33 protein-coding genes are annotated in these 25,790 nt (G+C 69.4%); 22 read left to right on the forward strand and 11 right to left on the reverse strand.

The annotated features are described in order from the left end of the window. The first annotated feature begins 30 nt into the window (after positions 1–30). From hemB to ASG69_RS07390, 8 genes are all read left to right on the forward strand, one after another. Positions 31–1,005, forward strand: a complete 975-nt coding sequence (gene hemB, locus ASG69_RS07360; RefSeq protein ID WP_027504510.1) for a porphobilinogen synthase — start codon at positions 31–33, stop codon at positions 1,003–1,005. Continuing rightward, entirely contained in the window at positions 1,002–1,667 is a 666-nt protein-coding gene (locus tag ASG69_RS07365; RefSeq protein ID WP_056441631.1) for a DUF5336 domain-containing protein, read from the forward strand. Before hemB ends, ASG69_RS07365 begins: the two co-directional genes overlap by 4 nt. Positions 1,668–1,756: 89 nt before the next feature. Next, entirely contained in the window at positions 1,757–1,894 is a 138-nt protein-coding gene (locus tag ASG69_RS22445; RefSeq protein WP_155956937.1) for a hypothetical protein, read from the forward strand. 57 nt (positions 1,895–1,951) lie between these two features. Next, positions 1,952–2,161 (forward strand): hypothetical protein, encoded by a 210-nt coding sequence (locus ASG69_RS07370; RefSeq protein WP_027504511.1) that lies wholly within the window; start codon positions 1,952–1,954, stop codon positions 2,159–2,161. 52 nt (positions 2,162–2,213) lie between these two features. Next, on the forward strand, positions 2,214–2,681 hold the full coding sequence (locus ASG69_RS07375; RefSeq protein ID WP_056441633.1) for a hypothetical protein: 468 nt from the start codon (positions 2,214–2,216) through the stop codon (positions 2,679–2,681). Further along, positions 2,678–3,175, forward strand: a complete 498-nt coding sequence (locus ASG69_RS07380; RefSeq protein ID WP_056442321.1) for a hypothetical protein — start codon at positions 2,678–2,680, stop codon at positions 3,173–3,175. Before ASG69_RS07375 ends, ASG69_RS07380 begins: the two co-directional genes overlap by 4 nt. After that, a complete protein-coding gene (locus tag ASG69_RS07385) occupies positions 3,172–3,411 on the forward strand; it encodes a hypothetical protein (protein ID WP_156380452.1) in 240 nt (79 codons plus the stop codon). Before ASG69_RS07380 ends, ASG69_RS07385 begins: the two co-directional genes overlap by 4 nt. 36 nt (positions 3,412–3,447) lie before the next feature. Next, a complete protein-coding gene (locus ASG69_RS07390) occupies positions 3,448–3,723 on the forward strand; it encodes a metal-sensitive transcriptional regulator (protein ID WP_027504515.1) in 276 nt (91 codons plus the stop codon). A gap of 117 nt (positions 3,724–3,840) precedes the next feature. Here the strand turns inward: ASG69_RS07390 and ASG69_RS07395 are convergent, their stop codons facing one another. Together ASG69_RS07395 and ASG69_RS07400 are read right to left on the reverse strand one after the other, a co-directional pair. Beyond that, positions 3,841–5,850: an acyl-CoA dehydrogenase family protein gene (locus ASG69_RS07395; RefSeq protein WP_082544307.1), complete on the reverse strand. Its 2,010-nt coding sequence runs from the start codon at positions 5,848–5,850 to the stop codon at positions 3,841–3,843. Between the two features lie 42 nt (positions 5,851–5,892). Continuing rightward, entirely contained in the window at positions 5,893–6,147 is a 255-nt protein-coding gene (locus tag ASG69_RS07400) for a hypothetical protein (protein WP_056441640.1), read from the reverse strand. Between the two features lie 96 nt (positions 6,148–6,243). Between ASG69_RS07400 and ASG69_RS07405 the strand changes: the two genes are divergently transcribed. The 8 genes from ASG69_RS07405 to ASG69_RS07440 all read left to right on the forward strand — a co-directional run bounded on the left by ASG69_RS07405 (position 6,244) and on the right by ASG69_RS07440 (position 13,955). Continuing rightward, positions 6,244–6,738 (forward strand): GNAT family N-acetyltransferase, encoded by a 495-nt coding sequence (locus ASG69_RS07405; RefSeq protein WP_056441643.1) that lies wholly within the window; start codon positions 6,244–6,246, stop codon positions 6,736–6,738. 66 nt (positions 6,739–6,804) lie between these two features. Continuing rightward, complete coding sequence (hemL, locus tag ASG69_RS07410) at positions 6,805–8,142, forward strand: glutamate-1-semialdehyde 2,1-aminomutase (RefSeq protein WP_056441647.1); 1,338 nt, start codon at positions 6,805–6,807, stop codon at positions 8,140–8,142. Between the two features lie 95 nt (positions 8,143–8,237). Further along, complete coding sequence (locus tag ASG69_RS07415; RefSeq protein ID WP_051613157.1) at positions 8,238–8,843, forward strand: histidine phosphatase family protein; 606 nt, start codon at positions 8,238–8,240, stop codon at positions 8,841–8,843. Next, positions 8,840–9,448 (forward strand): TlpA disulfide reductase family protein, encoded by a 609-nt coding sequence (locus ASG69_RS07420; RefSeq protein WP_027504521.1) that lies wholly within the window; start codon positions 8,840–8,842, stop codon positions 9,446–9,448. The genes ASG69_RS07415 and ASG69_RS07420 overlap by 4 nt, the downstream gene beginning before the upstream one ends. Then, positions 9,441–10,232, forward strand: a complete 792-nt coding sequence (locus ASG69_RS07425) for a cytochrome c biogenesis CcdA family protein (RefSeq protein ID WP_027504522.1) — start codon at positions 9,441–9,443, stop codon at positions 10,230–10,232. Before ASG69_RS07420 ends, ASG69_RS07425 begins: the two co-directional genes overlap by 8 nt. Positions 10,233–10,248: 16 nt before the next feature. Continuing rightward, a complete protein-coding gene (gene resB, locus ASG69_RS07430; RefSeq protein WP_056441649.1) occupies positions 10,249–11,892 on the forward strand; it encodes a cytochrome c biogenesis protein ResB in 1,644 nt (547 codons plus the stop codon). 2 nt (positions 11,893–11,894) lie between these two features. Continuing rightward, positions 11,895–12,872: a c-type cytochrome biogenesis protein CcsB gene (gene ccsB / locus ASG69_RS07435; protein ID WP_056441651.1), complete on the forward strand. Its 978-nt coding sequence runs from the start codon at positions 11,895–11,897 to the stop codon at positions 12,870–12,872. A 33-nt stretch (positions 12,873–12,905) separates the two neighbouring features. After that, a complete protein-coding gene (locus tag ASG69_RS07440) occupies positions 12,906–13,955 on the forward strand; it encodes a MinD/ParA family ATP-binding protein (protein ID WP_051613086.1) in 1,050 nt (349 codons plus the stop codon). Positions 13,956–13,994: 39 nt separating this feature from the next. On the opposite strand, the gene ASG69_RS07445 is transcribed toward ASG69_RS07440, so the two are convergent. Together ASG69_RS07445 and ASG69_RS07450 are read right to left on the reverse strand one after the other, a co-directional pair. Then, positions 13,995–14,204, reverse strand: coding sequence for a hypothetical protein (locus tag ASG69_RS07445; protein WP_027504525.1), 210 nt, complete (start codon positions 14,202–14,204; stop codon positions 13,995–13,997). Positions 14,205–14,376: 172 nt separating this feature from the next. Continuing rightward, positions 14,377–14,586: a BldC family transcriptional regulator gene (locus ASG69_RS07450; RefSeq protein WP_042574081.1), complete on the reverse strand. Its 210-nt coding sequence runs from the start codon at positions 14,584–14,586 to the stop codon at positions 14,377–14,379. A 168-nt stretch (positions 14,587–14,754) separates the two neighbouring features. Between ASG69_RS07450 and ASG69_RS07455 the strand changes: the two genes are divergently transcribed. Next, positions 14,755–15,072, forward strand: a complete 318-nt coding sequence (locus ASG69_RS07455) for a DUF4229 domain-containing protein (RefSeq protein WP_027504527.1) — start codon at positions 14,755–14,757, stop codon at positions 15,070–15,072. On the opposite strand, the gene pepN is transcribed toward ASG69_RS07455, so the two are convergent. Then, positions 15,052–17,529, reverse strand: coding sequence for an aminopeptidase N (gene pepN, locus ASG69_RS07460; RefSeq protein ID WP_056441654.1), 2,478 nt, complete (start codon positions 17,527–17,529; stop codon positions 15,052–15,054). The genes ASG69_RS07455 and pepN overlap by 21 nt on opposite strands. Before the next feature lie 75 nt (positions 17,530–17,604). Here pepN and ASG69_RS07465 point away from each other — a divergent pair, with 75 nt between their 5' ends. Continuing rightward, a complete protein-coding gene (locus ASG69_RS07465; RefSeq protein WP_056442327.1) occupies positions 17,605–17,997 on the forward strand; it encodes a phage holin family protein in 393 nt (130 codons plus the stop codon). 18 nt (positions 17,998–18,015) lie between these two features. Here the strand turns inward: ASG69_RS07465 and ASG69_RS07470 are convergent, their stop codons facing one another. Both ASG69_RS07470 and ASG69_RS07475 read right to left on the reverse strand, forming a co-directional pair. After that, on the reverse strand, positions 18,016–18,498 hold the full coding sequence (locus tag ASG69_RS07470; protein WP_027504530.1) for an FBP domain-containing protein: 483 nt from the start codon (positions 18,496–18,498) through the stop codon (positions 18,016–18,018). A 59-nt stretch (positions 18,499–18,557) separates the two neighbouring features. Next, on the reverse strand, positions 18,558–19,427 hold the full coding sequence (locus tag ASG69_RS07475; protein WP_027504531.1) for a 1,4-dihydroxy-2-naphthoate polyprenyltransferase: 870 nt from the start codon (positions 19,425–19,427) through the stop codon (positions 18,558–18,560). A 198-nt stretch (positions 19,428–19,625) separates the two neighbouring features. Between ASG69_RS07475 and ASG69_RS07480 the strand changes: the two genes are divergently transcribed. Next, positions 19,626–19,820 carry a hypothetical protein gene (locus ASG69_RS07480; protein ID WP_037184696.1) on the forward strand — a complete coding sequence of 65 codons (195 nt, stop codon included), beginning with the start codon at positions 19,626–19,628 and terminating at the stop codon, positions 19,818–19,820. Between the two features lie 23 nt (positions 19,821–19,843). Here ASG69_RS07480 and ASG69_RS07485 read toward each other — a convergent pair whose 3' ends face one another. The 4 genes from ASG69_RS07485 to ASG69_RS07500 form a co-directional block, all read right to left on the reverse strand. Further along, on the reverse strand, positions 19,844–20,965 hold the full coding sequence (locus tag ASG69_RS07485) for a GAF domain-containing protein (protein WP_156380453.1): 1,122 nt from the start codon (positions 20,963–20,965) through the stop codon (positions 19,844–19,846). A 114-nt stretch (positions 20,966–21,079) separates the two neighbouring features. Further along, positions 21,080–22,243 carry an o-succinylbenzoate--CoA ligase gene (menE, locus tag ASG69_RS07490; RefSeq protein ID WP_056441660.1) on the reverse strand — a complete coding sequence of 388 codons (1,164 nt, stop codon included), beginning with the start codon at positions 22,241–22,243 and terminating at the stop codon, positions 21,080–21,082. Next, positions 22,236–22,634, reverse strand: coding sequence for a VOC family protein (locus tag ASG69_RS07495; protein WP_056441662.1), 399 nt, complete (start codon positions 22,632–22,634; stop codon positions 22,236–22,238). The genes menE and ASG69_RS07495 overlap by 8 nt, the downstream gene beginning before the upstream one ends. A 13-nt stretch (positions 22,635–22,647) precedes the next feature. Then, positions 22,648–23,556, reverse strand: coding sequence for a 1,4-dihydroxy-2-naphthoyl-CoA synthase (locus tag ASG69_RS07500; protein ID WP_414891226.1), 909 nt, complete (start codon positions 23,554–23,556; stop codon positions 22,648–22,650). Positions 23,557–23,607: 51 nt separating this feature from the next. On the opposite strand from ASG69_RS07500, the gene ASG69_RS07505 reads away from it, so the two are divergent. The 3 genes from ASG69_RS07505 to ASG69_RS07515 all read left to right on the forward strand — a co-directional run bounded on the left by ASG69_RS07505 (position 23,608) and on the right by ASG69_RS07515 (position 25,745). Beyond that, on the forward strand, positions 23,608–24,219 hold the full coding sequence (locus ASG69_RS07505) for a PaaI family thioesterase (protein ID WP_027504536.1): 612 nt from the start codon (positions 23,608–23,610) through the stop codon (positions 24,217–24,219). Then, positions 24,216–25,199 carry an o-succinylbenzoate synthase gene (locus ASG69_RS07510; protein WP_082544309.1) on the forward strand — a complete coding sequence of 328 codons (984 nt, stop codon included), beginning with the start codon at positions 24,216–24,218 and terminating at the stop codon, positions 25,197–25,199. The genes ASG69_RS07505 and ASG69_RS07510 overlap by 4 nt, the downstream gene beginning before the upstream one ends. Before the next feature lie 102 nt (positions 25,200–25,301). Further along, positions 25,302–25,745, forward strand: a complete 444-nt coding sequence (locus tag ASG69_RS07515; protein ID WP_037184699.1) for a DUF6918 family protein — start codon at positions 25,302–25,304, stop codon at positions 25,743–25,745. Positions 25,746–25,790 lie beyond the last annotated feature (45 nt).

The following is a 25,790-nucleotide window of genomic DNA, read 5'->3' on the forward strand; positions in this document are numbered from 1 at the left end:
GGGCGCACGGCCGAACGAAGTGAGGGTTCCGTGTTCCCCGTAGACCGCCCCCGGCGACTGCGTCGTACCCCAGCCATCCGCCGGTTGGTGGCGGAGACGTCGCTCGAACCGCGGCACCTGGTGCTGCCGATGTTCGTGGCCGACGGCCTCGATGCCCCGCGCGAGATCAGCTCCATGCCGGGCGTCGTCCAGCACACCCTGGACTCGCTGTCCGCCGCTGCCGACGAGGCCGTGCGGGCCGGAGTCGGCGGTCTGATGCTCTTCGGGGTTCCGCGTCCGGAGGACAAGGACGGACAGGGATCGATGGCCTCGGATCCCGACGGCATCCTGAACACAGGTCTGCGTCGGCTCCGAGACGACCTCGGCGACAGCACCGTCCTGATGGCGGACACGTGCCTCGACGAGTTCACCGACCACGGTCACTGCGGCGTCCTCGCCGCGGACGGCAGCGTCGACAACGACGCGACGCTGGTGCGCTACGTGGACATGGCTGTGGCGCAGGCGGAATCGGGCGCTCACCTGCTCGGCCCGAGCGGCATGATGGACGGGCAGATCGGCGCGATCCGCGAGGGCCTCGACACCGCCGGATTCGCCGACGTGGGCCAGCTGGCCTACACGGCGAAGTACGCTTCCGCGTTCTACGGCCCGTTCCGCGAGGCCGTCGGGTCGACGTTGCGCGGCGATCGCCGGACCTATCAGCAGGATTCGGCCAATCGGCGCGAGTCGATGCGCGAACTCGACCTCGACATCGCCGAGGGTGCCGACATGGTGATGGTGAAGCCCGCGATGAGCTACCTCGACATCCTGCGCGACGTGGCCGACGCGTCGCCCGTGCCCGTCGCCGCCTATCAGATCTCGGGGGAGTACGCGATGATCACCGCCGCCGCGCAGAACGGGTGGATCGACCGCGACGCGGCGATCATGGAGTCCGTCACCAGTATTCGCCGAGCCGGCGCCGACATCGTCCTCACCTACTGGGCCACCGAGATCGCGACGCGGCTGTGAACGACCAGCGCCCGGGCGGCAACCCGGAGGACCCTCGCCACGACCCCCACGATCCGCAGGGTCAGCCGCAGTGGGGTCAGCAGCCGCAGTGGGGTCAGCAGCCGCAGGGCAACTGGCACCCCGAGGGTCTGCCCCCGAGCGCGATGCAGCCGATGCGGTCACCGGAGAACAGCGAGGCGCCGGTCGACATCGAGACGGCGCGCCACCTGTGGTTCGGCGTGATCGGCATCGGTCTGCTCTCGATGCTCATCGGGCTCTACTCCCTGTTCACCGATCGTGACGCCTTTCTCGACGCGTTCCTGACGGACCTCGAGGCGCAGGACCCGTCGTTGGCACTGCCGCCCGAGACCGCGGACACCGTGCTCGTCGTGGCCATGGTGTTGTCGTTGATCGTCGGGGTGCTGATCGCTGGGCTCGTCCTCCTGGTGGTGCGGAAGATGCGGGCCGGGAAGCTCTGGGCGCGCGCGGTTCTCACGGCGACCGGCGTGGTCATCGTCGTCACCACGATTCCCACGCTGTTCGGCCTCGGTTCCGGAGGCGCGATCGCCCTGGTCACCGCGGTGCTCGGGATCCTGCAGGCCGTCGCGGCCGCGGGTGCGGTGTATCTGATGCATCGACGCGAGTCGTCGGAGTACTTCCTCTCCCGGAGATCACCGCGCTGACCTGCGACACGCCGTGACAGATGTGACCTGAGTTACAGAAGTGGCGTTATGGTTCTGACGATCGGACACACCCTGATCGGAGGATCTTCATGACCCCACGACAGACGGTCGGGCACGACGCCAACGACCGCCGCAACCCTCTCGCCGAGGTGTTCGCCCTGCTGCTCCTGACGTCTGCCGTGGTGGTGGTCGTCCTCGTCGTCGCCAGCGGCTTCTCGGGCGCCTGAGACGCCCGTCCTGCCTGGTCAGGCTGTCTTTTTGCGTCAAACATCGATCGGTGTATCGTGACCACTGTCACAAGCATTCTGATCAGTACGGAGACAGTGTTGCCCGCCGATTTCTCCTCCACCTCCGCCGGTTCCACGGCGCCTCGCACTCGTATGCAGACCGTCGAGTGCAGCAGTGGCCGACGTGAGTTGTGGTTGCTCGCCATCGTGCTGATCACGGGCATCCTCATGGCTGCCGCAGTGCTTCTGCCGGCCGTCCTCACCTGATCGAGAGACGCCTGGACTCCACCGTGTGGAGGCGTCTTGGCAGGATGGTCGAGTGAACGTCGAGAAGCCCGAGCCCGCGTCGCCCAGCCGTCCCCGGATCGTCACCGTCGCGTTCGCCGTGTGGGTTCTCGGGGCCGTCCTCGTCGTGCTGCTCGGCCTCATCTCGCTGACGTTCCCGGCCGACTCGCTGCGGACCCAGCTGACCGAGACCGGGGGCGAGCCGGATGCTGTGGAGAGCGTCATCACGGTGCTGCGCACGGTCGGTGTCCTCGAGATCATCGTCGGACTGGCCATCGGATTCCTCGCGGGGCCCGCGTGTCGACGCGGCGATCCGCGGTTCCGCCGGGCACTGACGGTCCTGTCGATCGTCTTCGGGCTGGTGCTTCTGGGCTCGGTGACCGTCGGCTTCGCCATCGTGCCCCTGCTGGCGACGCTCGGGGCGATCCTCTTCTTCGTGGCCTGCGTGCTCGTGTACCGACCGTCCGCGGCGCCGTGGTTCGCGGCACCGGAGGCCCCGTGAGCGACGAGACGGAACCGGTGATCTTCGCCGAGTACGGCGCGAAGTGGCGCGCCCTGGCCTGGGGGCCGATCTTCTGTCTCATCGCTCTCGGCGTCGAGATCTACACGGGACCCGTCGTGCACTACGTGGCGCTCGTCGTGATCGCGCTGGTTCTCATGGCCTTCACCTACGTGCAGATCGTGGCCGCCCGTCGGCACGCCACGGTGATCCTGACGCCGACGACGCTGAGCCAGGGCACGGAGAACGTCGCCATCGCGGACATCCTCGAGGTGTACCCGGAGGCCGACTACGACGCCAACGGGAACACCCTGGAGAAGTGGCAGGCCGCGCGAGTGCTGGGGGAGCTGTCCGGGGTGCCGCGCAAGCGGACCGGCGTCGGCCTGAAGCTGCGGGGCAACGGCCTGGTCCAGGCGTGGGCGAAGGACGACGAGACGCTCCGCGAGGAACTGCTCGCACTCGTGGCGCCCGCCACCGACGCGGAGCCCGACGCGTGATGCGCCGGTTCGCTCCGGTGGTGGTCGCGGTCGTCCTCGCCGTCGTGGCCGTGGTTCTGTGGGTGCAGTCGAGGACCACGACCACCGTGACCGAGCAGTTCCCCACCACGTCGTCGTTCGAGGGGTTCTCGGTCACGTACGACTCGACCCGTGTCGCGGGGCCGTGGGCGGCTCTCTCCGTGGTCGCGGCGGCCGTCGCGGTGTACCTGGTGATGCGCGTCGTACGGCGGCGCTGACCTCTACCCGTTACCCCCTGGGGGTACTCTGGACGCATGAGCAGTTTCGATCAGGACGACCTCCTCAAGCGCCTGCGCCGCATCGAGGGACAGGTGGCCGGCATCTCTCGCATGGTGGCCGACGACCGGTACTGCATCGACGTGTTGACGCAGGTCTCGGCCGTCACCAAGGCGCTGCAGTCCGTGTCGCTGAAGTTGCTGGACGCTCACCTCGCGGGCTGCGTCGTGGACGCGGCCCGCGAGGGCGGACCCGAAGCGGACGCGAAGGTCAGGGAGGCGTCCGAGGCGATCGCTCGCCTCGTCCGTTCCTGAGCCGCGCCCCCGGCGAGTACGTCCCCCGCCCCCGGCGAGTACGTCCACACTGTCGTTGTGGAGCACTGAATCACGACAGAATGGGCGTACTCGCGAGGGGGCCGAAGGGGTGCCGGCCTAGTCGGCGGTGACGGATTCCTTCACTTCACCCGGCTCGTCGTCGGCGAGCATCGCCGCACCCAGCAGCGCCTCGGGAACGCCGAACGCGTCGATCAGCGTGTGGGCGTGCGGGCGCAGCGTGCGGCAGCGCTCGTTGATCCCGCGCGTGACGGCCTTCGACCGCTCAGTGGAGATGTAGCGGTGCTCGATGAACCAGGCCTTGTCGGCGTCGATCGTGGTGAGCGCGTAGAGGTCGCACACCTCGCCGAGCAGTTCCTTGGCGTCGTCGTCCTCGCAGTTGTCGATGCCGGCGACGAACGCCTCGAGCACCACGCGATCGACGTGCGCCGTGGCCGCGTGCAGGATGTGGTCCTGCACCGCGTTGAACGCGTCGAACTGGCTCATCTTCTTGGACAACCCGTTCAGACGCTTCGCGGCCGTGGAGATGAGGTACTCCTCGCGCTCCTCGAACATCGAGATCTGGGTGCCGCGGTTGAAGAGGCTGCCCTCCTCCTCGTTGTCCTGACGCGAGTCCACGAGGGTCTGGATGATGGGCGCCGCCGCCGTGCGCTTCTTCACCACGTCGCCGACCGTGCCGGCGGCGAACTTCACCCAGTCGGCCGCGCCGAACGAGCGGACCTCGTGGGCATACGCGGTGAGCAGCTCCTTCGCGACGAGCTGCGTGAGCACCACGTTGTCGCCCTCGAAGGTGGTGAAGACGTCCGAGTCCGCCTTGAGCGCGATGAGTCGGTTCTCCGCGAGGTAGCCCGCGCCGCCGCAGGCCTCGCGGGACTCCTGGATCGCCTTCGTCGCGTGCCAGGTGTTCGCTGCCTTCAGGCCGGCCGCGCGCGACTCGAGTTCCCGCTGCTCGGTGGCGTCGGGGTCCTCGGCGCTCTGGATGTCGTGCATCTTCGAGACGAGCTCGTTCTGCGCGAACTGCAGCGCGTACGACTTGGCGATGAGCGGGAACAGCCGACGCTGGTGGACGAGGTAGTCCATGATCGTGACCTCGTCGTCGGTCCCGGGCGCGCTGAACTGCTTGCGCTGCAGCGCGTACTTCGTCGCGATGGTCAGCGCGACGCGCGCCGCGGCGCCCGCCGAACCGCCCACGGTGATGCGGCCGCGGATGAGGGTGCCCAGCATGGTGAAGAAGCGCCGGTTCGGGTTGTCGATGTCCGAGGAGTAGCTGCCGTCGGCCGCGACGTCCGCGATCTTGTTGAGCATGTTCTCGCGCGGGATGCGAACGTGGTCGAACATGATGCGGCCGTTGTCCACGCCGGGCAGGCCGCCCTTGTAGCCGATGTCGAACGTGGTGACGCCGGGGAGGTCGCTGCCGAAGTTCTCGTCGCGGATCTGGACGACGAAGCAGTGCACGCCCTTGCTCTCGGGCTCCTCACCCGGTCCGGCGGTGATCAGCTGCGCGAACACGGCGGCGTACTTCGCCGACTCGGCGGCGCCGCCGATGTAGTCCTTGCGCGAGGACTTGTCCGGCGTGTGGATCACGAATTCCTGCGTCTCGCGGTCGTACGTCGCGGTGGTGCCGATGGACTGCACGTCGCTGCCGTGGCCGGTCTCCGACATCGCGAAACAGCCGAGCGTCTCGAGATCGATCAGGGGCTTGATGAACTCCTTGTGATGCTTTTCGGTGCCGAGGTTCTCGATCGCGCCACCGAAGAGGCCCCACTGCACGCCGGCTTTCACCATGAGTGACAGATCCGACATGGCGAGCATCTCGATCATCGTGACGGCGGCGCCGATGTCGCCCGTGCCGCCGACCTCTTTGGCGAAACCGGACTCTGCCGCGCCGGCCGCGGCGAGCACACGCAGCTGCTCGAAAGCCTTGGTCCGCGCGATGGCGGTGTTGGGTGTGTAGTGCGGTGCGAACTCGTGACGCGCGAGCTGCTCGCGCGTCTGGTTCCGTACGTCGCGCCACCGTCCGTCGAGAGTCCTGCGCAGGTGATTCGCCAGCTGAGCAGCGTTGTCGGAGGACGTGCCGGTGTCAGTGGTGCCGGTCTCGGTAGTGGTCATACTCGACGGTAACCAAAACTCGAGGTGCCCGGGAGGGACTTGTCAGCGCGGCCACAGAAATTCACGCCACACCGCGCGAATCTTGCGAAACATCACACTCGTGGCGTCCATCGACGCAGCCTGCGGGGTCGACGGGGCGTAGGGGCCGTCGCGGAAGAGCGAGGCGCCGTTGTCCGCGATGGCGCGCGACATGATCGAGCTGAAGCCGTCGCACTGCTCGACGAGGTGCTCGCGGAACCCCTCCGGCCAGGCCAGTCGGGATCCCGGGTGCCGGTCGGGCTCGTGTGGTGCCGTCATGGCAGAAGGATATGCCCGGTGTAACACAGATTTAACACTTTCGACCAAGTCGATTCTCGTCGATCGTGCCTGCCTGCAGCCGACTACCGTGTCGCTGTGCTGATTCGCGACGCCGTGCCCGCCGACCTGCCCGAGATCCTCACCGTGCACAACGCCGCCATCGCGGACACGACCGCGATCTGGGACGAGGAGCAGGTGGGACTCGCGGACCGGCAGGCCTGGTTCGACCAGCGCACCGGCGCCGGCCTGCCGATCCTCACCGCCGAGATCGACGGGCGGGTCGCGGGCTACGCGTCCTACGGGCCGTTCCGTCCGAAGTCCGGCTACCGGCACACCGTCGAGAACTCCGTGTACGTCGCCGACGGCTTCCATCGGCGCGGCGTCGCGACCGCGTTGATGGCGGAACTGATCGAGCGCGCCCGCCGTGGGGACGTCCACGCGATCGTCGCGGGAATCGAGTCCTCGAACACCACCTCGATCGCCCTGCACGCGAAGTTCGGCTTCACGGTGGTGGGTGTCATGCCGCAGGTCGGCGTCAAGTTCGGGCGGTGGCTCGACCTGACCTGGATGCAGCTCCTGATCGAGGCGTGAGACAGCCGGTGTGAGACTGCTCCTTATCAGAAAGAGCACTCCGCGTCCTGTGAAACACTGGAGGGCGTGACTCCTTCGAGCGGAACCGACACCGGCGTCCCCACCGCCCGATCCGCAGAACTCTTCGCACGCGCGTCCGCCGTCATCCCCGGTGGCGTGAACTCGCCCGTGCGGGCCTTCCACTCCGTGGGCGGAACCCCGCGGTTCATGGCCGAGGCCAGCGGATACACCCTGCGCGACGCCGACGGCAACAACTACGTCGACCTCATCTCCTCGTGGGGACCGATGATTCTCGGTCATGCCCACCCGGCCGTGGTCGAGGCGGTGCAGAAGGCGGCCTCCACGGGACTGTCCTTCGGCGCTCCCACGCTCGGCGAGATCGAGTTGGCGGAGGAGATCGTGCGCCGCGTCGATCCCGTCGACGAGGTGCGCCTGGTGAATTCGGGCACAGAGGCGACCATGAGTGCGGTGCGTCTGGCCCGCGGGTTCACCGGTCGCAGCAAGATCGTCAAGTTCTCCGGCTGCTACCACGGCCATGTCGACGCCCTGCTCGCCGACGCCGGCTCGGGCGTCGCCACCCTCGGGCTGCCGACGTCGCCCGGCGTGACGGGTGCGCAGGCGGCCGACACCATCGTCGTTCCCTACAACGACCTCGATGCGGTCGCGAAGGCGTTCGCCGACCATCCGGGTCAGATCGCGTGCGTCATCACCGAGGCCGCGGCGGGCAACATGGGTGCGGTGGCGCCGCAGCCCGGCTTCAACGAGGGTCTGCAGCGTCTGACCCGTGCGCACGACGCACTGCTGATCATGGACGAGGTCATGACAGGCTTCCGCGTCAGCGCGTCGGGGTGGTACGGCGTCGACGGCATCGCCGGAGACCTCTACACCTTCGGCAAGGTCATGAGCGGCGGCCTGCCCGCGGCCGCGTTCGGTGGCCGGTCCGACATCATGAGCTACCTCGCCCCCGCGGGCCCCGTCTACCAGGCCGGCACCCTGTCGGGTAACCCCGTCGCGGTCGCCGCCGGTCTGGCGACGCTGCGCGCGGCGGACGCCGACGTCTACGCGGCACTCGACGCGAACTCCACCCGTCTGGGCGGCATCCTCGGTGACGCGCTCACCGCGGCGGGCGTCCCGCACCGCGTGCAGTACGCCGCCAACATGGTCAGCGTCTTCTTCTCCGAGGAACCGGTGATCGACTACGCGGGCGCCAAGGCGGCCGCCACCTGGCGTTTCCCCGCCTTCTTCCACGCGCTCCTGAGCCGCGGCGTGTACCCGCCGCCGAGCGCGTTCGAGGCCTGGTTCGTCTCCGCGGCGCTCGACGACCGCGCGTTCGAGATCATCGAGGCGGCCGCTCCCCACGCCGCCGCCGCAGCAGCCGCTGCCGAGCAGAAAGCACCGTCATGACCGAGTCGTCCCCGACCGACCCGACAAACAGCGACGCGTCCGGTATCGACACTTCCGGGCACCCGCACGCCGACACCCGCACGATCGTGCACGTGATGCGGCACGGCGAGGTGCACAACCCCAAGGGAATCCTCTACGGGCGCCTCCCGAACTTCCGGTTGTCGGTGAACGGTCAGGCCCAGGCGCGCACGGTGGCGAACGTGCTCGCCGGGCACGACGTCACGCACGTCGTCGCCTCCCCGTTGCAGCGCGCCCAGGAGACGGCGGCGCCCATCGCGTCGGCGTTCGGGCTCACCATCGAGACGGACGAGAACCTCATCGAGGCCGGGAACGACTTCGAGGGTCTGAAGGTCGCCGTCGGAGACGGTGCGCTGCGCCGGCCCCGCCACTGGCTCAAGCTGCGTGACCCGTTCACCCCCTCGTGGGGCGAGCCCTACCTGCAGATCGCCCACCGGATGTTGGCCGCCGTCAACGCGGCTCGCGTCGCGGCCGTGGGCCACGAGGCCGTGTGCGTGAGTCATCAGCTGCCCGTGTGGACCCTGCGCCGCTTCCTGCAGGGCGACCGGTTGTGGCACGACCCCCGCAACCGCCAGTGCGGCCTCGCGTCGCTCACCTCGCTGATCTACGAGGGCGACACCCTCGTCGACATCGTCTACTCCGAGCCCGCAGGGGCGTCGGACCCCCTCCAGACCGGCGCATGAGACCCGCCCGCCTGCTCGCGCCGCTGCTCGTGGCCGCCACCGTTCTCACCGGGTGCGCCACGGGTACCGACGCCGTGGCACAGGGTGGGACCTTCGAGTTCGTCTCACCCGGCGGCAAGACGTCGATCTTCTACGACCCGCCCGCCGACCGCGGCACCGTGGGGAACCTCTCCGGACCCGACCTCATGACCGAGGGCACGACGACGTCGCTGTCCGACTACGAGGGCCAGGTCGTCGTCCTCAACATCTGGGGTCAGTGGTGTGGCCCCTGCCGCGGTGAGGCCGACGATCTCGAGCAGGTCTTCGAGGCGACGAAGGACCAGGGTGTGCAGTTCCTGGGCATCAACGTGCGCGACAACCAGCAGGACAAGGCGCAGGACTTCGTCATCGACAACAACGTGACGTACCCGTCCATCTACGACCCGCCGCTGCGCACCCTCCTCGCTCTCGGATCGAACTACCCGACCACCGTCATCCCGACCACGATCGTGCTCGACCGTGAGCACCGCGTCGCCGCGGTGTTCCTGACGGAGCTTCTCGCGAGCGACCTGCAGCCCGTGGTCGAGCGCATCGCAGCCGAGCCACCCGACGTGTCCGATGGGTGAGGCGTTCCAGTCGGCTGCCGCGTCGGGGCCGCTGTTCCTGGCTCTCGGTGCCTGCCTGCTCGCCGGTCTGGTGTCCTTCGCGTCGCCCTGCGTCGTCCCCCTGGTTCCGGGTTACCTGTCCTACCTGGCCGGAGTCGTCGGAGCGGACTCCCCGTCCGTCACCGCCGACGAGGCGGCCACCAAGACTCTGGTGCGGGGTCGCAGCCGCGTCGCCGGTGCCGCGGCCCTCTTCGTTCTCGGATTCACCGTGGTGTTCGTCCTGGCCACGGCCTCGGTCTTCGGCGCCATCTCGGTGCTGTCGGTGAACCGCGAGATCCTGCAGCGTGTGGGCGGCGTCGTCACCATCGCGATGGGTCTCGTCTTCCTCGGTCTGATCCCCGCCCTGCAGCGCGACACGCGCTTCGAACCGCGCCGCGTCGGCAGCATCCTCGGGGCACCGCTGCTCGGTGGCGTGTTCGCGCTCGGATGGACCCCGTGTCTCGGACCCACGCTGGCGGGCGTCATCTCGCTGACGGCCGGCACCGAGGGCACCACCGCGGCGCGCGGTGTGGTGCTGATCGTCGCCTACTGCCTGGGACTGGGACTGCCCTTCGTCGTTCTGGCGTTCGGCTCCGTGAGCGCGTTGCGCGGCGTCGGATGGCTGCGCCGCAACGCCCGTGCCATCCAGGTGTTCGGCGGTCTGATGCTGGTGGCTGTCGGCATCGCACTGGTGACCGGCGCCTGGGACCTGTTCGTCAGCTGGATCCGCGACGGAGCGGTGACCAGCGTGACCCTGCCGATCTAGTGGACGAGAAAGAGATATGAGCACTGACCTGTCGGCCCGCCCGGACGCCGAGGCGCGCCCGCCGCGGCAGTCTCCGGCGGGGCGCGTCGTCGCCGCAGTCCGGAACACCTGGCGCGGCCTGACCTCGATGCGCACGGCACTCGTGCTCCTGTTCCTCCTCGCCCTGGCCGCGATACCGGGCGCGCTGCTGCCGCAGCGCAGCCTCAACTCGGGGAAGGTGGACCAGTACATCGCGGACCGCCCGTCCCTGGGGCCCGTCATGGACCGGCTGGAGTTGTTCGACGTCTTCGGCAGCTTCTGGTTCACGGCGATCTACGTCCTGCTGTTCGTCTCGCTGGTCGGCTGCATCCTGCCGCGGTGCGTCGACCACGCCCGCGCGTTGCGCACCCCGCCGGTCGCCACCCCGCGCAACCTGGGGCGGCTGCCCCACCACCTGCGCACCGAGGTCGACACGGCACCCGACGTTCTCCTCGACGAGATCGACGGCCGGATGCGCGGCTGGCGGAAGATGCGGCGCACCGAGGAGAGCGGCGCCCTGACGCTGTCCGCGGAGAAGGGGTACCTGCGCGAGGCGGGCAACCTGGTGTTCCACCTGTCGCTCGTCGGTCTGCTCGTGGCCATCGCCGTCGGGAAGCTCTTCAGCTACGAGGGCAACGTCGTCGTCATCGCCAACGACGGCCCGGGCATCTGCACCACCTCGCCCGCCCAGTTCGACTCGTTCCGGGCCGGCAACAGCGAGGACGGCACGGGCATGACCCCGCTCTGCGTGCGGGTGAAGAACTTCACGGCCGACTACCTCGAGAACGGGCAGGCCGAGCAGTTCACGTCCGACATCGAGTACCAGGCCGGCGACGACCTGGTCACGAACACCTGGCGCCCGGACACCCTGCAGGTCAACCATCCGCTGCGGGTCGCCGGTGACCGCGTCTACCTGCAGGGACACGGATACGCGCCGACGTTCACGGTGACGTTCCCCAACGGAGAGACCCGTACCGAGACGGTCCAGTGGGAGCCCACGGACGGCACCACGTTCCTCTCCAGCGGAGTGCACCGCTTCGATCCGCCCGGCGGTCTGTACCCGGAACCCGATGTCCGCCGCCAGAACCAGATCGCCATCGAGGGGCTGTTCGCGCCCACCGCGTTCTTCCACGGCTCGCTGTTGTCGTCGAGCTTCCCCGCCCCGAACGATCCGGCGGTGGCCGTCGACATCTACAAGGGCGACACCGGCCTCGACACCGGTAATCCACAGTCGCTGTTCTCGCTGAGCCAGGTGCTGGTGGAGCAGGGCCGGCTGGTGAAGCAGGATCGCGTCAACCTGACACCGGGGGAGTCGACGACGCTGTCCGACGGCACGCAGGTGCGATTCGACGGTGCCGAGGAATTCGTCAACCTGCAGGTCTCGCACGACCCCGCGCAGACGTGGGTGCTGGTGTTCGCGCTGTCGATGATGGCCGGTCTGCTGGTGTCCCTGGTGATCAAGCGCCGTCGCATCTGGGTCCGCGTGAGCACGGACGACGACCGACGACGTACCGTAGTAGAAGTGGGCGGACTCGCCCGGACCGATCAGGCCGGCTGGGGTGACGAGTTCGACCGCCTCACCGCGCGGGTGCTCGACCGACCCGACGCCGATGACGTACCGACCTCGAACAACAGGGAGTGACCATGCCGATCGACGCCACACTCGCGCAGTTCAGCGACTGGTCCTTCCGGTCGGCGTTCGGTGTCTACCTGCTCGCGGCGGTGTTCCTCATCGCCCAGTACGCCACGCAGACCGTCACGGCTGCGGAGCAGAAGTCCGAGCGGCAGCTCGTCGCGGCGGGCAAGGCGCCCGTGCGGCCCACCGGTCCCGGTCGGATCGAGGAGGCGCCCCGGCGTCCCGCGTCCGAGCGCTACGGCGGCATGGGCTACGCGCTGGTGGTGCTCGGTCTGCTGCTCACGGTCACGTCGATCGTGCTGCGCGGATTCGCCACCGACCGGTTCCCGCTCGGCAACATGTACGAGTTCGTGACGATGGCCACGGCCGCCGCGACGGCGACCTCGATCATCGCGCTGCGGAAGATGCGCCCGACGCTGATCTTCGTGGTCGTCCCGGTCATGATCCTGATGTTCCTCGCGGCGACGGTCCTCTACGCCGACGCGGCCCCCGTGGTCCCGGCCCTGCGCTCGTACTGGTTGCCGATCCACGTGACCATCGTCAGCATCGGCAGCGGAATCTTCCTGGTGGCCGGCGTCGCGTCGCTGCTGTTCCTGCTGCGGATGCGCTTCCCCGCCACGGAGGACGGCGCGAACACGGGTGCACTCGCCCGGTTCGCCCAGCGTCTTCCGGACGCCCGCACGCTCGACCGCCTGGCCTACAAGACCACGATCATCGGCTTCCCGCTGTTCGGCGCCGGCGTCATCCTCGGTGCGATCTGGGCCGAGGCCGCGTGGGGACGCTTCTGGGGCTGGGATCCCAAGGAGACGGTGTCCTTCATCGCCTGGGTCGTCTACGCGGCGTACCTGCACGCACGGGCGACGTCGGGCTGGCGGAACACCCGCGCGGCGTGGATCAACGTCGCGGGCTTCGTCGCCATGCTGTTCAATCTCTTCATCATCAACATGGTCGTCTCCGGTCTGCACTCGTACGCGGGTCTGAACTGACCGTCGGCTCGACATGACCGCCGGGGGGAATCGGTGACGGACGATCGTTGGGACGGGTGGTCGCCCGGCCCGCAGGACGACGGGCGGATCCCGTCCGCGTCGACGCCGACGGATCCGGCGATCCAGCAGGTGCCTGCCTCGCCGATGCAACCGCCCACGGCGCACGACCTCTCGACGTCACGGCTGCTGCGGACCTCGCCGCCCCCACCGACGGGCGGCTGGCGCCGCACGCTCTTCGACGTCACCGGTGGCCGGGTGAACGTGGGCAACAGCGCCAAGGAGCAGCGGCGGCTCGCGTTGATCCGTCAGGTCGGCAACCCGTTGCACGGGTGTCATCGCATCGCGATCCTGAGCCTCAAGGGAGGCGTCGGGAAGACCACGGTGGCGGCGGCGCTGGGATCGACGTTCTCGTCGGTCCGGGGCGACCGTGTGATCGCCGTGGACGCGAACCCCGACCGCGGAACGCTGAGCTCCCGGGTTCCGCTGGAGACCGAGAAGACGGTGCGCGACCTGCTGAAGGATGCCCGCGACATCGACAAGTACAGCGCGGTCCGCGACTTCACGTCCCAGAATCACCACCGGCTCGAAGTGCTGGCGTCGGAGTCCGATCCGGCCATGTCGGAGGCGTTCGACGCGTACGACTACGAGACCACGGTGGCCGTGCTGGAGCGGTTCTACAACATCGTGCTGACCGACTGCGGAACGGGACTTCTGCACTCGGCGATGCGGGCGATCCTGCGCAGCGCCGACGGGCTGGTGATCGTGAGCAGCGGATCGGTGGACGGTGCGCGGAGTGCATCGGCGACGATGGACTGGCTCGACGCGCACGGCTACCGGCATCTGGTGGAGCAGTCGTTGACAGTGGTCAACATGGTGCGGCCCGGGTCGAAGGTCATCGACGTCTCGAAGATCGTCGACCACTTCGGTCAGCGATGCCGCGCCGTGCGGGTGATCCCGTACGACGACCATCTCGCTCAGGGGGCGGAGGTCGACCTCGACGCTCTCGCGCCGGCGACGCGCACGGCGCTTCTCGAGACGGCAGCAGCGATGACCGCCGAGTTCCCGCCCCACGTCACGCGGTGACGGTCGTCCGCCGCACCGCACCGCACCGCGTGACGCGACTCAGTCGACGGAACCGGGCGTTCCCGCATCGGGACGCTCGGGACCGTTGCCACGATCACGTGCAGGGTTGTTCCTGATCTTCCACAGGAACTCCGGGTCGTCGTCCGGTCCGGTGACGCGTCCTCTGGGTGCCCCGGTCTCGGGGCCGAAAGACTTCCAGAGGAGCACGATCACGACCACGAGCCCGATCAGAGCCAGAACATAGATCATCACGCACCTCCACTACCGAGCGTAGTCGTGGCGGAGCGCCGGGGCACTCGAGTCGAGCTCGCAAGATCCTGAGAATCTGCTCGCACGCACTGGTGTCCGGCACGAACACCGCGAGTGGCGACCGATGGTCGACTCGGTGACGAGTGGGTGGCGCTCTAGGGGTGACGTGTGATCAGCGGTGCGCCTCGGTGGTGAGCGAGGTCAGGAGCTGCATGACCTCGGACTCGCGGAAGCGACGGTGGCCGCCGGGAGTGCGGAGCGATCCGAGCCGGCCGGCGTGGGCCCAGCGCGTGACGGTCTTCGGATCGACATGGAAGAGTGCGGCCACCTGGCCGGGGGTGAGCAGGTTCTCCTGCGTGGGGGTGTAAGCCGGTGCACTCATCGCGATCCTCCAGGGACACAGTCTTCATCTCGGTCGAATGCGGCTGTATGTCCGCATCCGTTGCCCATGGTGGCACCGAGACCCCCGGGTACTCGACTCTTCTAATGTTGGTAAAGGGGAGGTAATGGACAAATCGGATACGTCGAACGGCTCCGGTAATCTGTGTCCATGACCGATCCCATCCCCACCGGCAGCACCCCGAGCGGGTCGGCGAAGGGCCGACTGGTCCGCGATCTCGGCCTCTACACCGCCGCCCGGCTCGGTCTCATCGCTGTGGTCGCGGCCGTCATCTACTTCGGTGCCGCGCTGGTCGGGGTGACCGTGCCGCTGCTGATCGCCATGGTGTTCGCCCTGGTCGTCGCGTTCCCCCTGTCGCTCGTGCTCTTCAAGGGACTGCGCCGACGCGTCAACGAGGACATCGCCGCCGTCGACGAGAAGCGTCGCCGCGACCGCGAGGATCTGCACTCACGCCTGCGCGGAGAGTGACCGTGCGGCGAGTGCGCGGGCCAGGTGGTCGCGCTGCTCTATCACGCACCGTCGCAGAGCCGCGGGTACGTCCGGGTGACCCGAGAGCCAGCGATCGGCGTCCTCGCTGTGGGCGGCCGACGGGAAGAGCCCGATGACGAGTCGTCGAGCGATCTCGATGCTCCGCTCCCGCCAGAAGGTCTCCAGCAGGGCGTAGTACTGCTCGTCGAAGCGCTCGATCAGCGTGCGTGACGGTCCGGCGGTGAGGCCGCGGATCAGCGCCCCCACCCGCTCGTTGCTCAGGGCGTCCGAACCGGTCAGGGCGGCCCAGGTCGCCTCCTTCACCGACGCGACGGGCTGCGCCGCCACCGCGGCGGCGTACTGCACCTCACCGGCCCCCGTGCGGTCGGACTCGAGCACCGTCGCCAGCTCGGCCTCGTCGGTGTGACCGGTCGCCGACAGGGCGAACCACAGGCCCCAGCGCTGCTCGGCGTCCAGGTCGAGACCGTCGACGGAGTCCTCGCCGGAGAGCAACGCGCGCACCCTTCCGGCGTGCGACGGGTCGTGTGACGCCGCGGCGGAGAACGCCCGGAACCACTCGAGCTGCGCGTCCGACCCGGCCGGCGCCCCGGCGAGCTGCTCGGCCGCCGTCGCGGTCCACCGCTGCCGGACACCGTCCCGGTCCGCGGCGTAGTGCTCCACCGCGACCGCGGTGTCCGCGAGAATCGATCCGAGCACGGCCGGATGCGACTCGGTGGGTGCGAAGCGGACGGCGAGATCGACGTACGTCTGCGCAGGCAGTTCGGCATCACGCGTCGCGTTCCACCAGGAGGACCACACCAGCGCGCGGCGCAGGTCGTCGGGGATGCGGTCCAGCGACTGCATCGTCGCCTCCATCGACCGCGCGTCCAGGCGCACCTTCGCGTACGTGAGATCGCCGTCGTTCGGCAGGATCACCGCGGCGTCGGGCAGTGCGAGCGGGGTCTCCGCGTCGGTGGTGTGCACCGAGATCGGTTCCGCATCGACGAGGTGGCCGTTCTCGTCCGGCGACAGGCACGCGATGTCCAACCGCTGAGGACGCGGATCCGTCTGCGTGAGAACACCTCTGGTGCGGTCGTACAGCACGGTCGACACGCCGGTGGTCTCGAGCCAGGCGGCCGACCAGTCGTCGAGCGACCGGCCGGCCGGTGCGGCCAGGGCGTCGAGCAGGTCGCGCAGGGTGGCCGTCCCGAAGGCCCGAGCCCGGAAGTACGCGCGGGCGCCCTCGAAGAAGGCCTCGTCACCGACGAAGGCCCCGAGTTGTTTGATCACGCTGGCGCCCTTGGCGTAGGTGATGCCGTCGAAGTTGAGCTTGGCCGCCTCGAGGTCGACGATGTCGGCGACGACGGGGTGGGTGGTCGGGAGCTGGTCCTGCGAATAGGCCCAGGCCTTGCGGCGCAGGGCGAACGACACCCACGCGTCGGTGAACCGGGTGGCCGCGACCGAGGCGTACGCGCCCAGGTAGTCGGCGAGGGACTCCTTGAGCCACAGGTCGTCCCACCACTGCATGGTCACCAGATCGCCGAACCACATGTGCGCCATCTCGTGCAGGATCGTGTTCGCGCGCCGTGCGTACTGCGCTCGGGTGGCCGCGCTGCGGAAGACGTACGACTCCGTGAACGTGACGCAGCCGGGGTTCTCCATGGCGCCGAGGTTGTACTCGGGCACGAACACCTGGTCGTACTTCCCGAAGGGGTAGGGGAACTCGAACGCGTCGTGGAAGAAGTCGAGCCCGGCGCGCGTGACGTCGAAGATGTCGTCGTGGTCGAGGTACTCGCCGAGCGACGCACGGCACCACGCGCCGAGTTCGATGGTGAGGTCGCCGCGGCGGTACTCCGACGTGGCACGGTGGTACGGGCCCGCGACGACGGCCGTGATGTACGTGGAGATCGGCTGCGTGGCGGCGAAGACACGGGTGGACGACCCTGCGCCGTCGGTGGTGGTCTTCTCCACCCGCTCGTTCGACAGCACCGTCCACTCGTCCGGTGCGCTCACCCGCAAGACGAACGGTCCCTTGAGGTCCGGCTGCTCGAAGTTCACGAAGACGCGCCGCGCGTCGGCGGGCTCGTACTGCGTGTAGAGGTAGGTCTCGCCGTCCGCCGGATCGACGAATCGGTGCAGGCCCTCACCGGTGCGGCTGTACGAGCCGCGGGCGTGGATGCGCACGGTGTTGCGGCTCCCGAGATCACGCAGCAGCACCCGCGCACCGTCGTACTGCACCTCCTGTTCGTGGTCGTTGACGATCACGCGGTCCACGCCGGCACCGAGGAAGTCCATCCACGTCGACGACGCGGTGGCCGCGAAGCTCACGGTGGTGACGGTGCCGAACTCGGCTCGGGTCCGTGCCTCGGTCAGGTCCAGCGCCACGTCGTATCGCACGTCGGACACCACCCGGGCGCGGTCGGCGGTCTCGGCGCGGGTCAGGTTCGCGGTACTCACACCTTCATGCAACACCACCGGAGGCGCGGCTCGCGACACACCACCGTCGCGGCGACCCGTGCCATCATGGGGCGCATGATTCTGGTGCTCAGATTGATCGTCACGGCGTTCGCGATCTGGCTGGCGGCGTCCTGGGTGGACGGCATCTCGATCGCGAGTTCGGGGCGCGGGCAGGGCTGGGACCTGGTGGTGCTGATCGGGATCGCCGCCGTGTTCACCGTGATCAACGCCTTGGTCAAGCCGATCGTGCAGTTGTTGTCGCTGCCCCTCATCGTGCTGACTCTCGGGCTGTTCCTGTTGGTGATCAACGCGTTGATGCTGCTGCTCACCGCCGCCGTCACCGAGAGCACCGGGTACGGGCTCACCGTCGACGGTTTCGGGTCCGCCTTCTGGGGCGCGGTGATCGTGTCCATCGTCAACTGGGTTCTCGGTGGACTGGTGCCGGACCGGCGATCGGCGCGCCGCTGAGGCTGCCGCCGACCGCGGTCAGTCCAGCCGCGCCACGAATGCCGTGATGGTCTCGCGAAGCTTGCCGACGCGCTCCTCGACCGGGGTGTCGTCGCGGTACTGCCGTCCCAGCGTCGGGGTCTTGATCCGCCGCGCGTACAGGGAGCAGGCCAGATCCGAGCACAGGTAGGTGCCGACGGTGTTGCCGCGGCGGCCGGACTCACCGGTCTTGCGGGCCACCATCAGCGTGACACCGCCGTTCTGATGCCCGGTGGTGCAGATGCTGCACATCTGAGACCGGCGCGAACTGCTCTCCGAACGCAGGGCGACTCCGACGAGCCGATCCGCGGTCGGCACGACGAGGAAGCTGCGGCCCGGATACGCGGGGTCGCTCCAGCCGAGGAAGTCCAGGTCGTCCCACGGGCGACGGTCCAGATCGGTGGGGACGGGGATGCGCTTCGCCTCGCCCTTCGAGCAGTTGACGAACGATGCCCGGATCTCGGGTTCGGTCACGGGGTCCATGGGACGACCGTAGAGGGAGATCATGACCGTCGGCAACGGAATTACCCGTCGCGCCGCGACTATCCGAGCAGCAGGCCGACGGTGGTCGCCACCGCCCAGACGAGCATCGCGAGACCCGAGTCGCGCAGCGCCGGAATGAGCGCGAGGCCCTGCTGCCGGGTGCGGACGGGGGCGTTGGCACGCCAGGCCAACGGGAAGGCGACGACGCCCAGCACGGCCCACGGCGAGTGCAGGAGCAGCAGCAGGCTGACGAGGAACGGCACGCCGAGCAGCGCGGCGTGCAGACCGCGGCTCCGGGCGTCGCCCAGCCGGACCGCGAGGGTGAGCTTGCCCGCCTCGGTGTCGGTGGGAATGTCGCGGATGTTGTTGGCCACCAGGACGGCGCTCGAGAAGCAGCCCATCGCGACGGCGCACGCGAGTCCCACGAGGTCGACGCGATCGGTGAGCACGAACTGGGTGCCGAGCACGGCGACGAGGCCGAAGAAGACGAAGACGGCTATCTCTCCGAGGCCGCTGTAGCCGTAGGGCTTCGATCCGCCCGTGTAGTACCAGGCTCCCGCGATGCACACGACACCGACGAGAACCAGCCACCAGGCCGTCGTCAGGGCGAGGACGAGCCCCGCGACGGCAGCGAGTGCGAAGCACGCCACGGCCGCGCCGCGGACGGCCGACGGCGTCGCCAGCCGGGAGCCGACGAGGCGGATCGGTCCGACGCGGTCGTCGTCGGTTCCGCGGATGCCGTCGGAGTAGTCGTTGGAGAAGTTCACGCCGACGATGAGGGCGACCGACACGAGCAGTGCCACCGGGGCCTTCCACCACGTCACGTCGCCGGCCGCCGCTGCCGCACCCGCCGCGGCCACGACCGGTGCGATCGCGTTCGGAAGTGTGCGCGGCCGTGCGCCTTCGAGCCACTGGGATGCTGTCGCCATGTGTGGATCATTGCCTACGCATGCCGATGCGGCCCCGCGCGGTCGTGTTGTGAGGCCCACCGCTCCCGGCGTACACTCCGGATGCGCCCTCGACCTCGGGGGTTTCTCACAGGCTTGTCGCCGTCGGCCGTGAACGTGGCACACGAATGCGGAACCGGTTCTTCGATCGGTTCACCTGTCGCACCCCGGGGATGAACGATGGACGACATCACCAGTTCCACGATCGACGACGCCGTCGCGGCCATGACGGACGTCGAACTCGACCGCGCCATCCGCGCGCTCACACTGCGCCAGCGGTCACTGCTGCTCGGCGGTGACCTCGACACGGCCTGGGCGGTCACCGAGGATCTCGAGCGCTGCCTCGCCGCCCGGTGCGGTATGCCGCGAACCTGACACGCTCGAGCCCCAGAAGAGGCTCAGCTGGACCGCCTGCGCGGCCCACGACCCGGGTATCCGGTGTCGGTGGGCGGGACGGGATCGTCCTCGTCGGAGAATCCGACCGGTTGGAATTCCACCATCAGGAAGCGTTGTCCCGGAACACGTGTCGCCCGCAGGTCGACGACGGTCCACCCGCCGTCGACACGGCGCAGTCGCACGCCGGGGATCTCGGTGCGATGGTCCGCCCACTCGTGCATCTGCCGATAGGCCGACACGATGCGGGCGATGTCCGAGGGGTGCGGGGTGTCGCGCTGATCGACCTGCCCCTTCCACAGGATGTTCTCCACCGGATCCGTCAGCCACCGGACGACGCGCACGCGCTCGGTGTCGATGAGTGCGATCGCGGTGGGGGAGTTGCGCGTCAGCGACCGCAGCGCGAACGCCTCGACCGACGGTCCGGCCACCACGAGTTCGTCCGCGCGGAGCGAGATCGCCAACGCGTGCGACACGGTGTCGACGTACCGGCTGGCGTCGTCGGCGGACGAGGTGTCGAGCACCGTCCGCACCGCATTGCGCAGGGGCCGGGCACCGCGCGGGGTACGCAGCGCCACGGTGCCGTCCCAGCGGGTTCCGGGTTCCGCGTCGAGCAGAGCGACGAGGAGATACATCGCGCTGTCGGCGTCGTCCGCGTGGTCGAACAGCTCGAATGCCGGTGCGGCGAGCTTCGATGCCGGCTCCCGGCCCGTGACGCCGGCGATGCCGGGCGTGAACGCGAACTGTCGACGTGACGAGGACCAGTCGTAGCCGACGACGAGGGGTGGCGGTGCGTCGGAATCGTCACCGGCGTACAGCATCACGCCGTGGACGGCCTTCCGGGGACCCGGTACCGCGACGGCCCGCAGCGGACTGTTCAGTCCCGGCACGGTCTCGGCCGCGTCCTCGCCGCTCGCCGCGACGAACGCGGTCATCGCCCGCGCCGCGTCCGCGATGCGCTTGCTGCCGACGGCGCGGGAGAGCGCCGTCCAGTCCTTCGCCCGACCGTCCTTGGCGACGACGGTCCCCACGGGACCGGCATCGCCGTCGGGCGGTTCGGCGAGTGTCTCCACGACGATCCAGCCGTCGTGCGCGTCGGGAGCTGCTCCCGTCGCCTGCCTCGCCATCGTCACTGTCCTCCGAACCCACGAACAACCAAGCCCCCGACCCGGATGTACCGGGAGGACCTTACTCACCGTCACGGTCTCGGGCGGCTCGCCCCTCGGCGTGCTGGGGAGATGTCATTCGGTCGGACCACACGCGACCAGCGTCGTTCGCGCCGCCGCGCGGTCCACCTTGCCCGGGCCGCGGGCCGGGAGCGCGTCCACGAACAGCACCTGCCGGGGTGCCGCGGCAGGGCCGAGCGCGTCGGCGACGGCCGCCCGGAGAGACTCCGGCGACAGCTCGACACCGGGCCGCAGCACCACCAGTGCGCCCACCCGTTCGCCCAGGCGCGGATCGGGAACACCGACCACGACGCACTCGGCGACCCCGTCGATCCCCGCGACGGCGTCTTCCACCACTCGCGGTACGACGGTGAGTCCACCCGTGGTGATGGCGTCGTCGGCCCTCCCGAGAATCTGCAGACGGTCGCCCTGCAGGCGTCCGAGATCATCGGTGCGGAACCACCCCGCCTCGGCGAACGCCGGGTGATCAGGCATTCCGCGGTAACCGTTCGCCAGTGTGGGTCCGCCGAGGCGCACCCGGCCGTCCGCCTCGAGGCCGACGGTCACGCCGTCCAAGGGAACGCCGTCGTAGACGCACCCGCCGCAGGTCTCGCTCATCCCGTAGGTGCGGACCACGGTGATCCCCGCAGCGAGTGCGCGGTCGAGCACGGGAGCCGGGGTCGCGGCCCCGCCGAGCAGAACGGCGTCGAGGGACGCGAGCGCCGCGACGGCGTCCGGACGATCGAGCGCCTTCACCATCTGGGTGGGGACGAGGGAGGTGTAGCGCCGGGGCCCGCTCATCGACGCGACCGCGCGGACGAGGTGCGCGGGGTCGAATCCCGTCGACACGTCCACCACCGCGGGTTCGTGGCCGGCGGCGAGGGAGCGCAGCACCACCTGCATCCCGGCGATGTGATGGGCCGGCAGCGCGAGCAACCACTGTCCCGGCCCACCCAGCCGGGCATGGGTGGCGGCGGCGCTGGCCCGGAGTGCGGCCGCCCCGAGCAGGGCCCCCTTCGGGGTTCCCGTCGACCCGGACGTCGCGAGCACCATCGCGGTACCCGGCTCCGCGGGAGTGCCCGGTGACAGCGCGTCGGCGAGGCGTCGACGCTCACGATCGTCGTCGGCGGGGACCGGCAGGACCGGCTCGGCGGTACCGTCGAGCACGGCGCGCAGTCGCGGCAGCAGACCCAGCACCGCGTCTCCGCTGGGCACCGGGAGGACGGTCAGATCAGCCACGGCGTTGCGGGTGGTCAGGCGGAACCTCGACCACGACGATGCGTGTGCCGTCGGGGTCGGCGATCCACATCTCCGTCAGTCCCCAGGGCTCGGTCTGCGGAGGCCGCACGACTTCGACGCCCGCCGCCTCGAGCTCGGCGCGTGCCGCCTCGACGTCACGCACCTGCAGCAGGATCGTCGCCATCGCACCCGCCGTCGGCTCGCCGTCAGCTGTCGACCGGCCTCCGGCCTGCCCGTGTCCCGCCACCTCGATCAGCGACTGCCCCGCGAAGAACACCACGCCACCGGGATACTCGCGGAAGATGCCGAGCCGCAACCGGTCCCGATAGAAGCTCAGTGTCTCGTCGACGTTTTTCGGCCGCAGAATGATCCGGCTCGCCAGCACCTCCATCGTCGGTCGCCTCTCAGAAGTACCAGGGGTAGGGAGACCAGTCCGGCTCACGCTTCTCGAGGAACGAGTCGCGACCCTCCACGGCCTCGTCGGTCATGTAGGCCAACCGCGTCGCCTCGCCCGCGAACAGCTGCTGCCCCACCAGCCCGTCGTCCTGAAGATTGAACGCGTACTTGAGCATTCGCTGCGCCTGCGGGGACTTGCCGTTGATCGTGCGCCCCCACTCGATGGCGACGGTCTCGAGGTCGGCGTGATCGACCACCTTGTTCACAGCACCCATCCGGTGCATCTCCTCGGCGGTGTAGGTGTCACCGAGGAAGAAGATCTCGCGAGCGAACTTCTGCCCCACCATCTTCGCCAGGTACGCGCTGCCGTATCCGCCGTCGAAGCTGCCCACGTCGGCGTCGGTCTGCTTGAAGCGGGCGTGTTCCCGGCTCGCCAGAGTCAGGTCGCAGACCACGTGCAGGCTGTGTCCGCCGCCCGCGGCCCACCCGTTGACGAGGCAGATCACGACCTTGGGCATTGTGCGGATCAGGCGCTGCACCTCGAGGATGTGGAGCCGTCCCGCGCGCGCCCGGTCCACGGTCTCGGCCGTGTCGCCGCTGGCGTACTGGTAGCCGGACCGCCCCCGGATGCGCTGGTCGCCGCCGGAACAGAAGGCCCACCCGCCGTCCTTCTCGCTGGGCCCGTTGCCCGTGAGGAGGACGGCGCCGACGTCGGAGGTCATCCGGGCGTGGTCGAGCGTGCGGTACAGCTCGTCGACGGTGCCGGGGCGGAAGGCGTTGCGTACCTCGGGGCGATCGAACGCGATGCGCACGGTGCCGTCGGTGACGTGGCGGTGGTAGGTGATGTCCACCAGGTCCTCGAAGCCGGGGACCGCGGTCCACTGCTCGGGCTGGAACGGCGAGGTCTGATCGGTCACCCTCGACAGCCTAACGACGGACCGAATCGGACTCCGCGTTACCGTCGTCCGATGACCGACGATTCCCCCCACGGCGGATTCCCGAAGTTCACCAGGGCCACGCCGCCGCCGGACTACGGCCGGTTGATCGAGGCGTTGCGCACCGTCCAGGACCTCGCGGTGTCCACGGACCTGCCGGACGACCAGCTCGCCCTGGCCGCCGACCAGGCGGAGAAACTCGCTGCGACCATGGCGCCGTACGTGGTGCCGGAGGGTCTGTCACCGGCGGGCCGCGCGCTGGAGCTCCCGGGCCGCGGCAGTCTGCTGATGCTGCCGTGGACCATCGAGAAATACGGCGCCGAGGGCGTGCGGTCCACCGGTGTGTTCCGCCGGTTCCATCTCGGCGGCAACGGCGCAGCCCACGGCGGCACGCTGCCGTTGCTGTTCGACGACCTCTTCGGGCTGATCCAGCACGCATACGGTCGCCCGATCAGCCGCACCGCCTTCCTGCACATCGACTACCGCGCCGTGACCCCGTTGAACGAGCAGCTCGTCGCCGAGGGGCACGTGACGAAGGTCGAGGGCCGCAAGACGTTCATCGAGGCCCGGTTGACCAAGCAGGACGGCACGCTCGTCGCCGAGAGCAACGCCCTCATGGTGCAGTTGCTCCCCGGCCAGCAGTGACGACGTCACCCGCTCCCGGGCTCGACGAGATCGTCGCGTCGGCCCACGTGCTGTCGCTGCCCATGCGCACCCGGTTCCGCGGCATCACGACGCGGGAGGTACTGGTGTTCTCCGGACCCGCCGGATGGGGCGAGTTCGGCGCCTTCCCCGAGTACGACGACGCCGAGGCGTCGGCATGGCTGCGTGCCGGCATCGAGATGGCGTGGCAGGGCGCGCCCGATCCGGTGCGGGACCACGTCGAGGTCAACGCCACCGTGCCCGCGGTGCCCGCCCACGAGGTGCCCGCCGTGCTCGCGCGCTATCCCGGCACGCGTACGGCGAAGGTCAAGGTCGCCGAGAAGGGCCAGACCCTCGACGACGACGTCGCACGAGTCGAGGCGGTCCGGGCGCTCGTCCCCACCGTGCGTGTCGACGCCAACGGGGGCTGGACGGTCGACGAGGCCGAGACGGCCCTGCGCGCCCTCACCGAGAACGGTGACCTCGAGTACGCGGAGCAGCCCTGCGCGACGGTCGAGGAACTCGCCGAGGTGCGCAGACGCGTGCGCGGAGTGTCGATCGCCGCCGACGAGAGCATCCGGCGAGCCGAGGACCCGCTGCGCGTGGTGCGGGCCGGGGCCGCCGACGTGGCCGTCGTCAAGGTGCCGCCGCTGGGCGGGGTGCGGGCGGTGCTGTGGCTCGCCGAGGAGTTGGCGCAGTACGGCGTCCCCGTGGTCGTGTCGAGCGCCCTCGACTCGGCGATCGGCATGTCCGCGGGACTCGCTGCGGCGGCGGCCCTGCCGTCGAGTGCCGCGTGCGGCCTGGGCACCGGTGCACTGTTCGTCACCGACGTGGCCGAGCCGCGAGCACTCGTCGACGGTCGTCTGCGGGTCGACACCGTCGTCCCCGATGCGGATCGACTCCGCGAGCTCGCCGCCCCGGACGATCGGCGGACGTGGTGGCTGGAGCGTCTCGCCCGGTGCCATCCCCTCGCTCTGTTGTAGGGTCGCGCCGACCAGAAACCTTCTCCGAGAACGGCGTTTGCGCCCGACTCTCAACCAAGAGAACGGCCTCCGGCCTGACTCCCGACGACAGGATTGTTTTCCGTGGCATCACTGCAGACCACCCTCCTCGACGAGAACACCGCACCGGCCGTGCGCGCGGACGTCCGCGCGCTGATCGACGCCGAGGTCTCCGACAAGAAGGGCGCCTCCGGCCTGGCGGTCAAGGGCGGATACGGCGCCGTGAAGAAGGTGAGCCCCAGCGTCGTCGACGATGCGGTCGCCAAGCTGTGGCCGAGCTTCGTCGAGAAGCTCGACCCGTTCTGGCAGCGGTACCAGGCCGCGCCGACCGGCACGTTCGGTGAGTTCCTCGCCGCGAACGGTGACGAGGCGTCCGACGCGCTGCTGTCCGTCACCGACGCGCGCATCGACGAGACCAGCAAGTCGACCATCAAGAAGGCGTACTCCTCGCTCCGCCCGTCGGCGAAGAAGAACGTCACCGAGGCTCTCCCGCGCGTCGGCGCCCTGGTGCAGAAGTACGCAGCCTGACCCCCGTGCGCCTTTCGCGTATCCCCGGATGCGCGAAAGGCGCAC

This window comes from Rhodococcus sp. Leaf225, from assembly GCF_001426145.1.
In the GTDB taxonomy this organism is placed as follows: Bacteria; Actinomycetota; Actinomycetes; order Mycobacteriales; family Mycobacteriaceae; genus Rhodococcoides.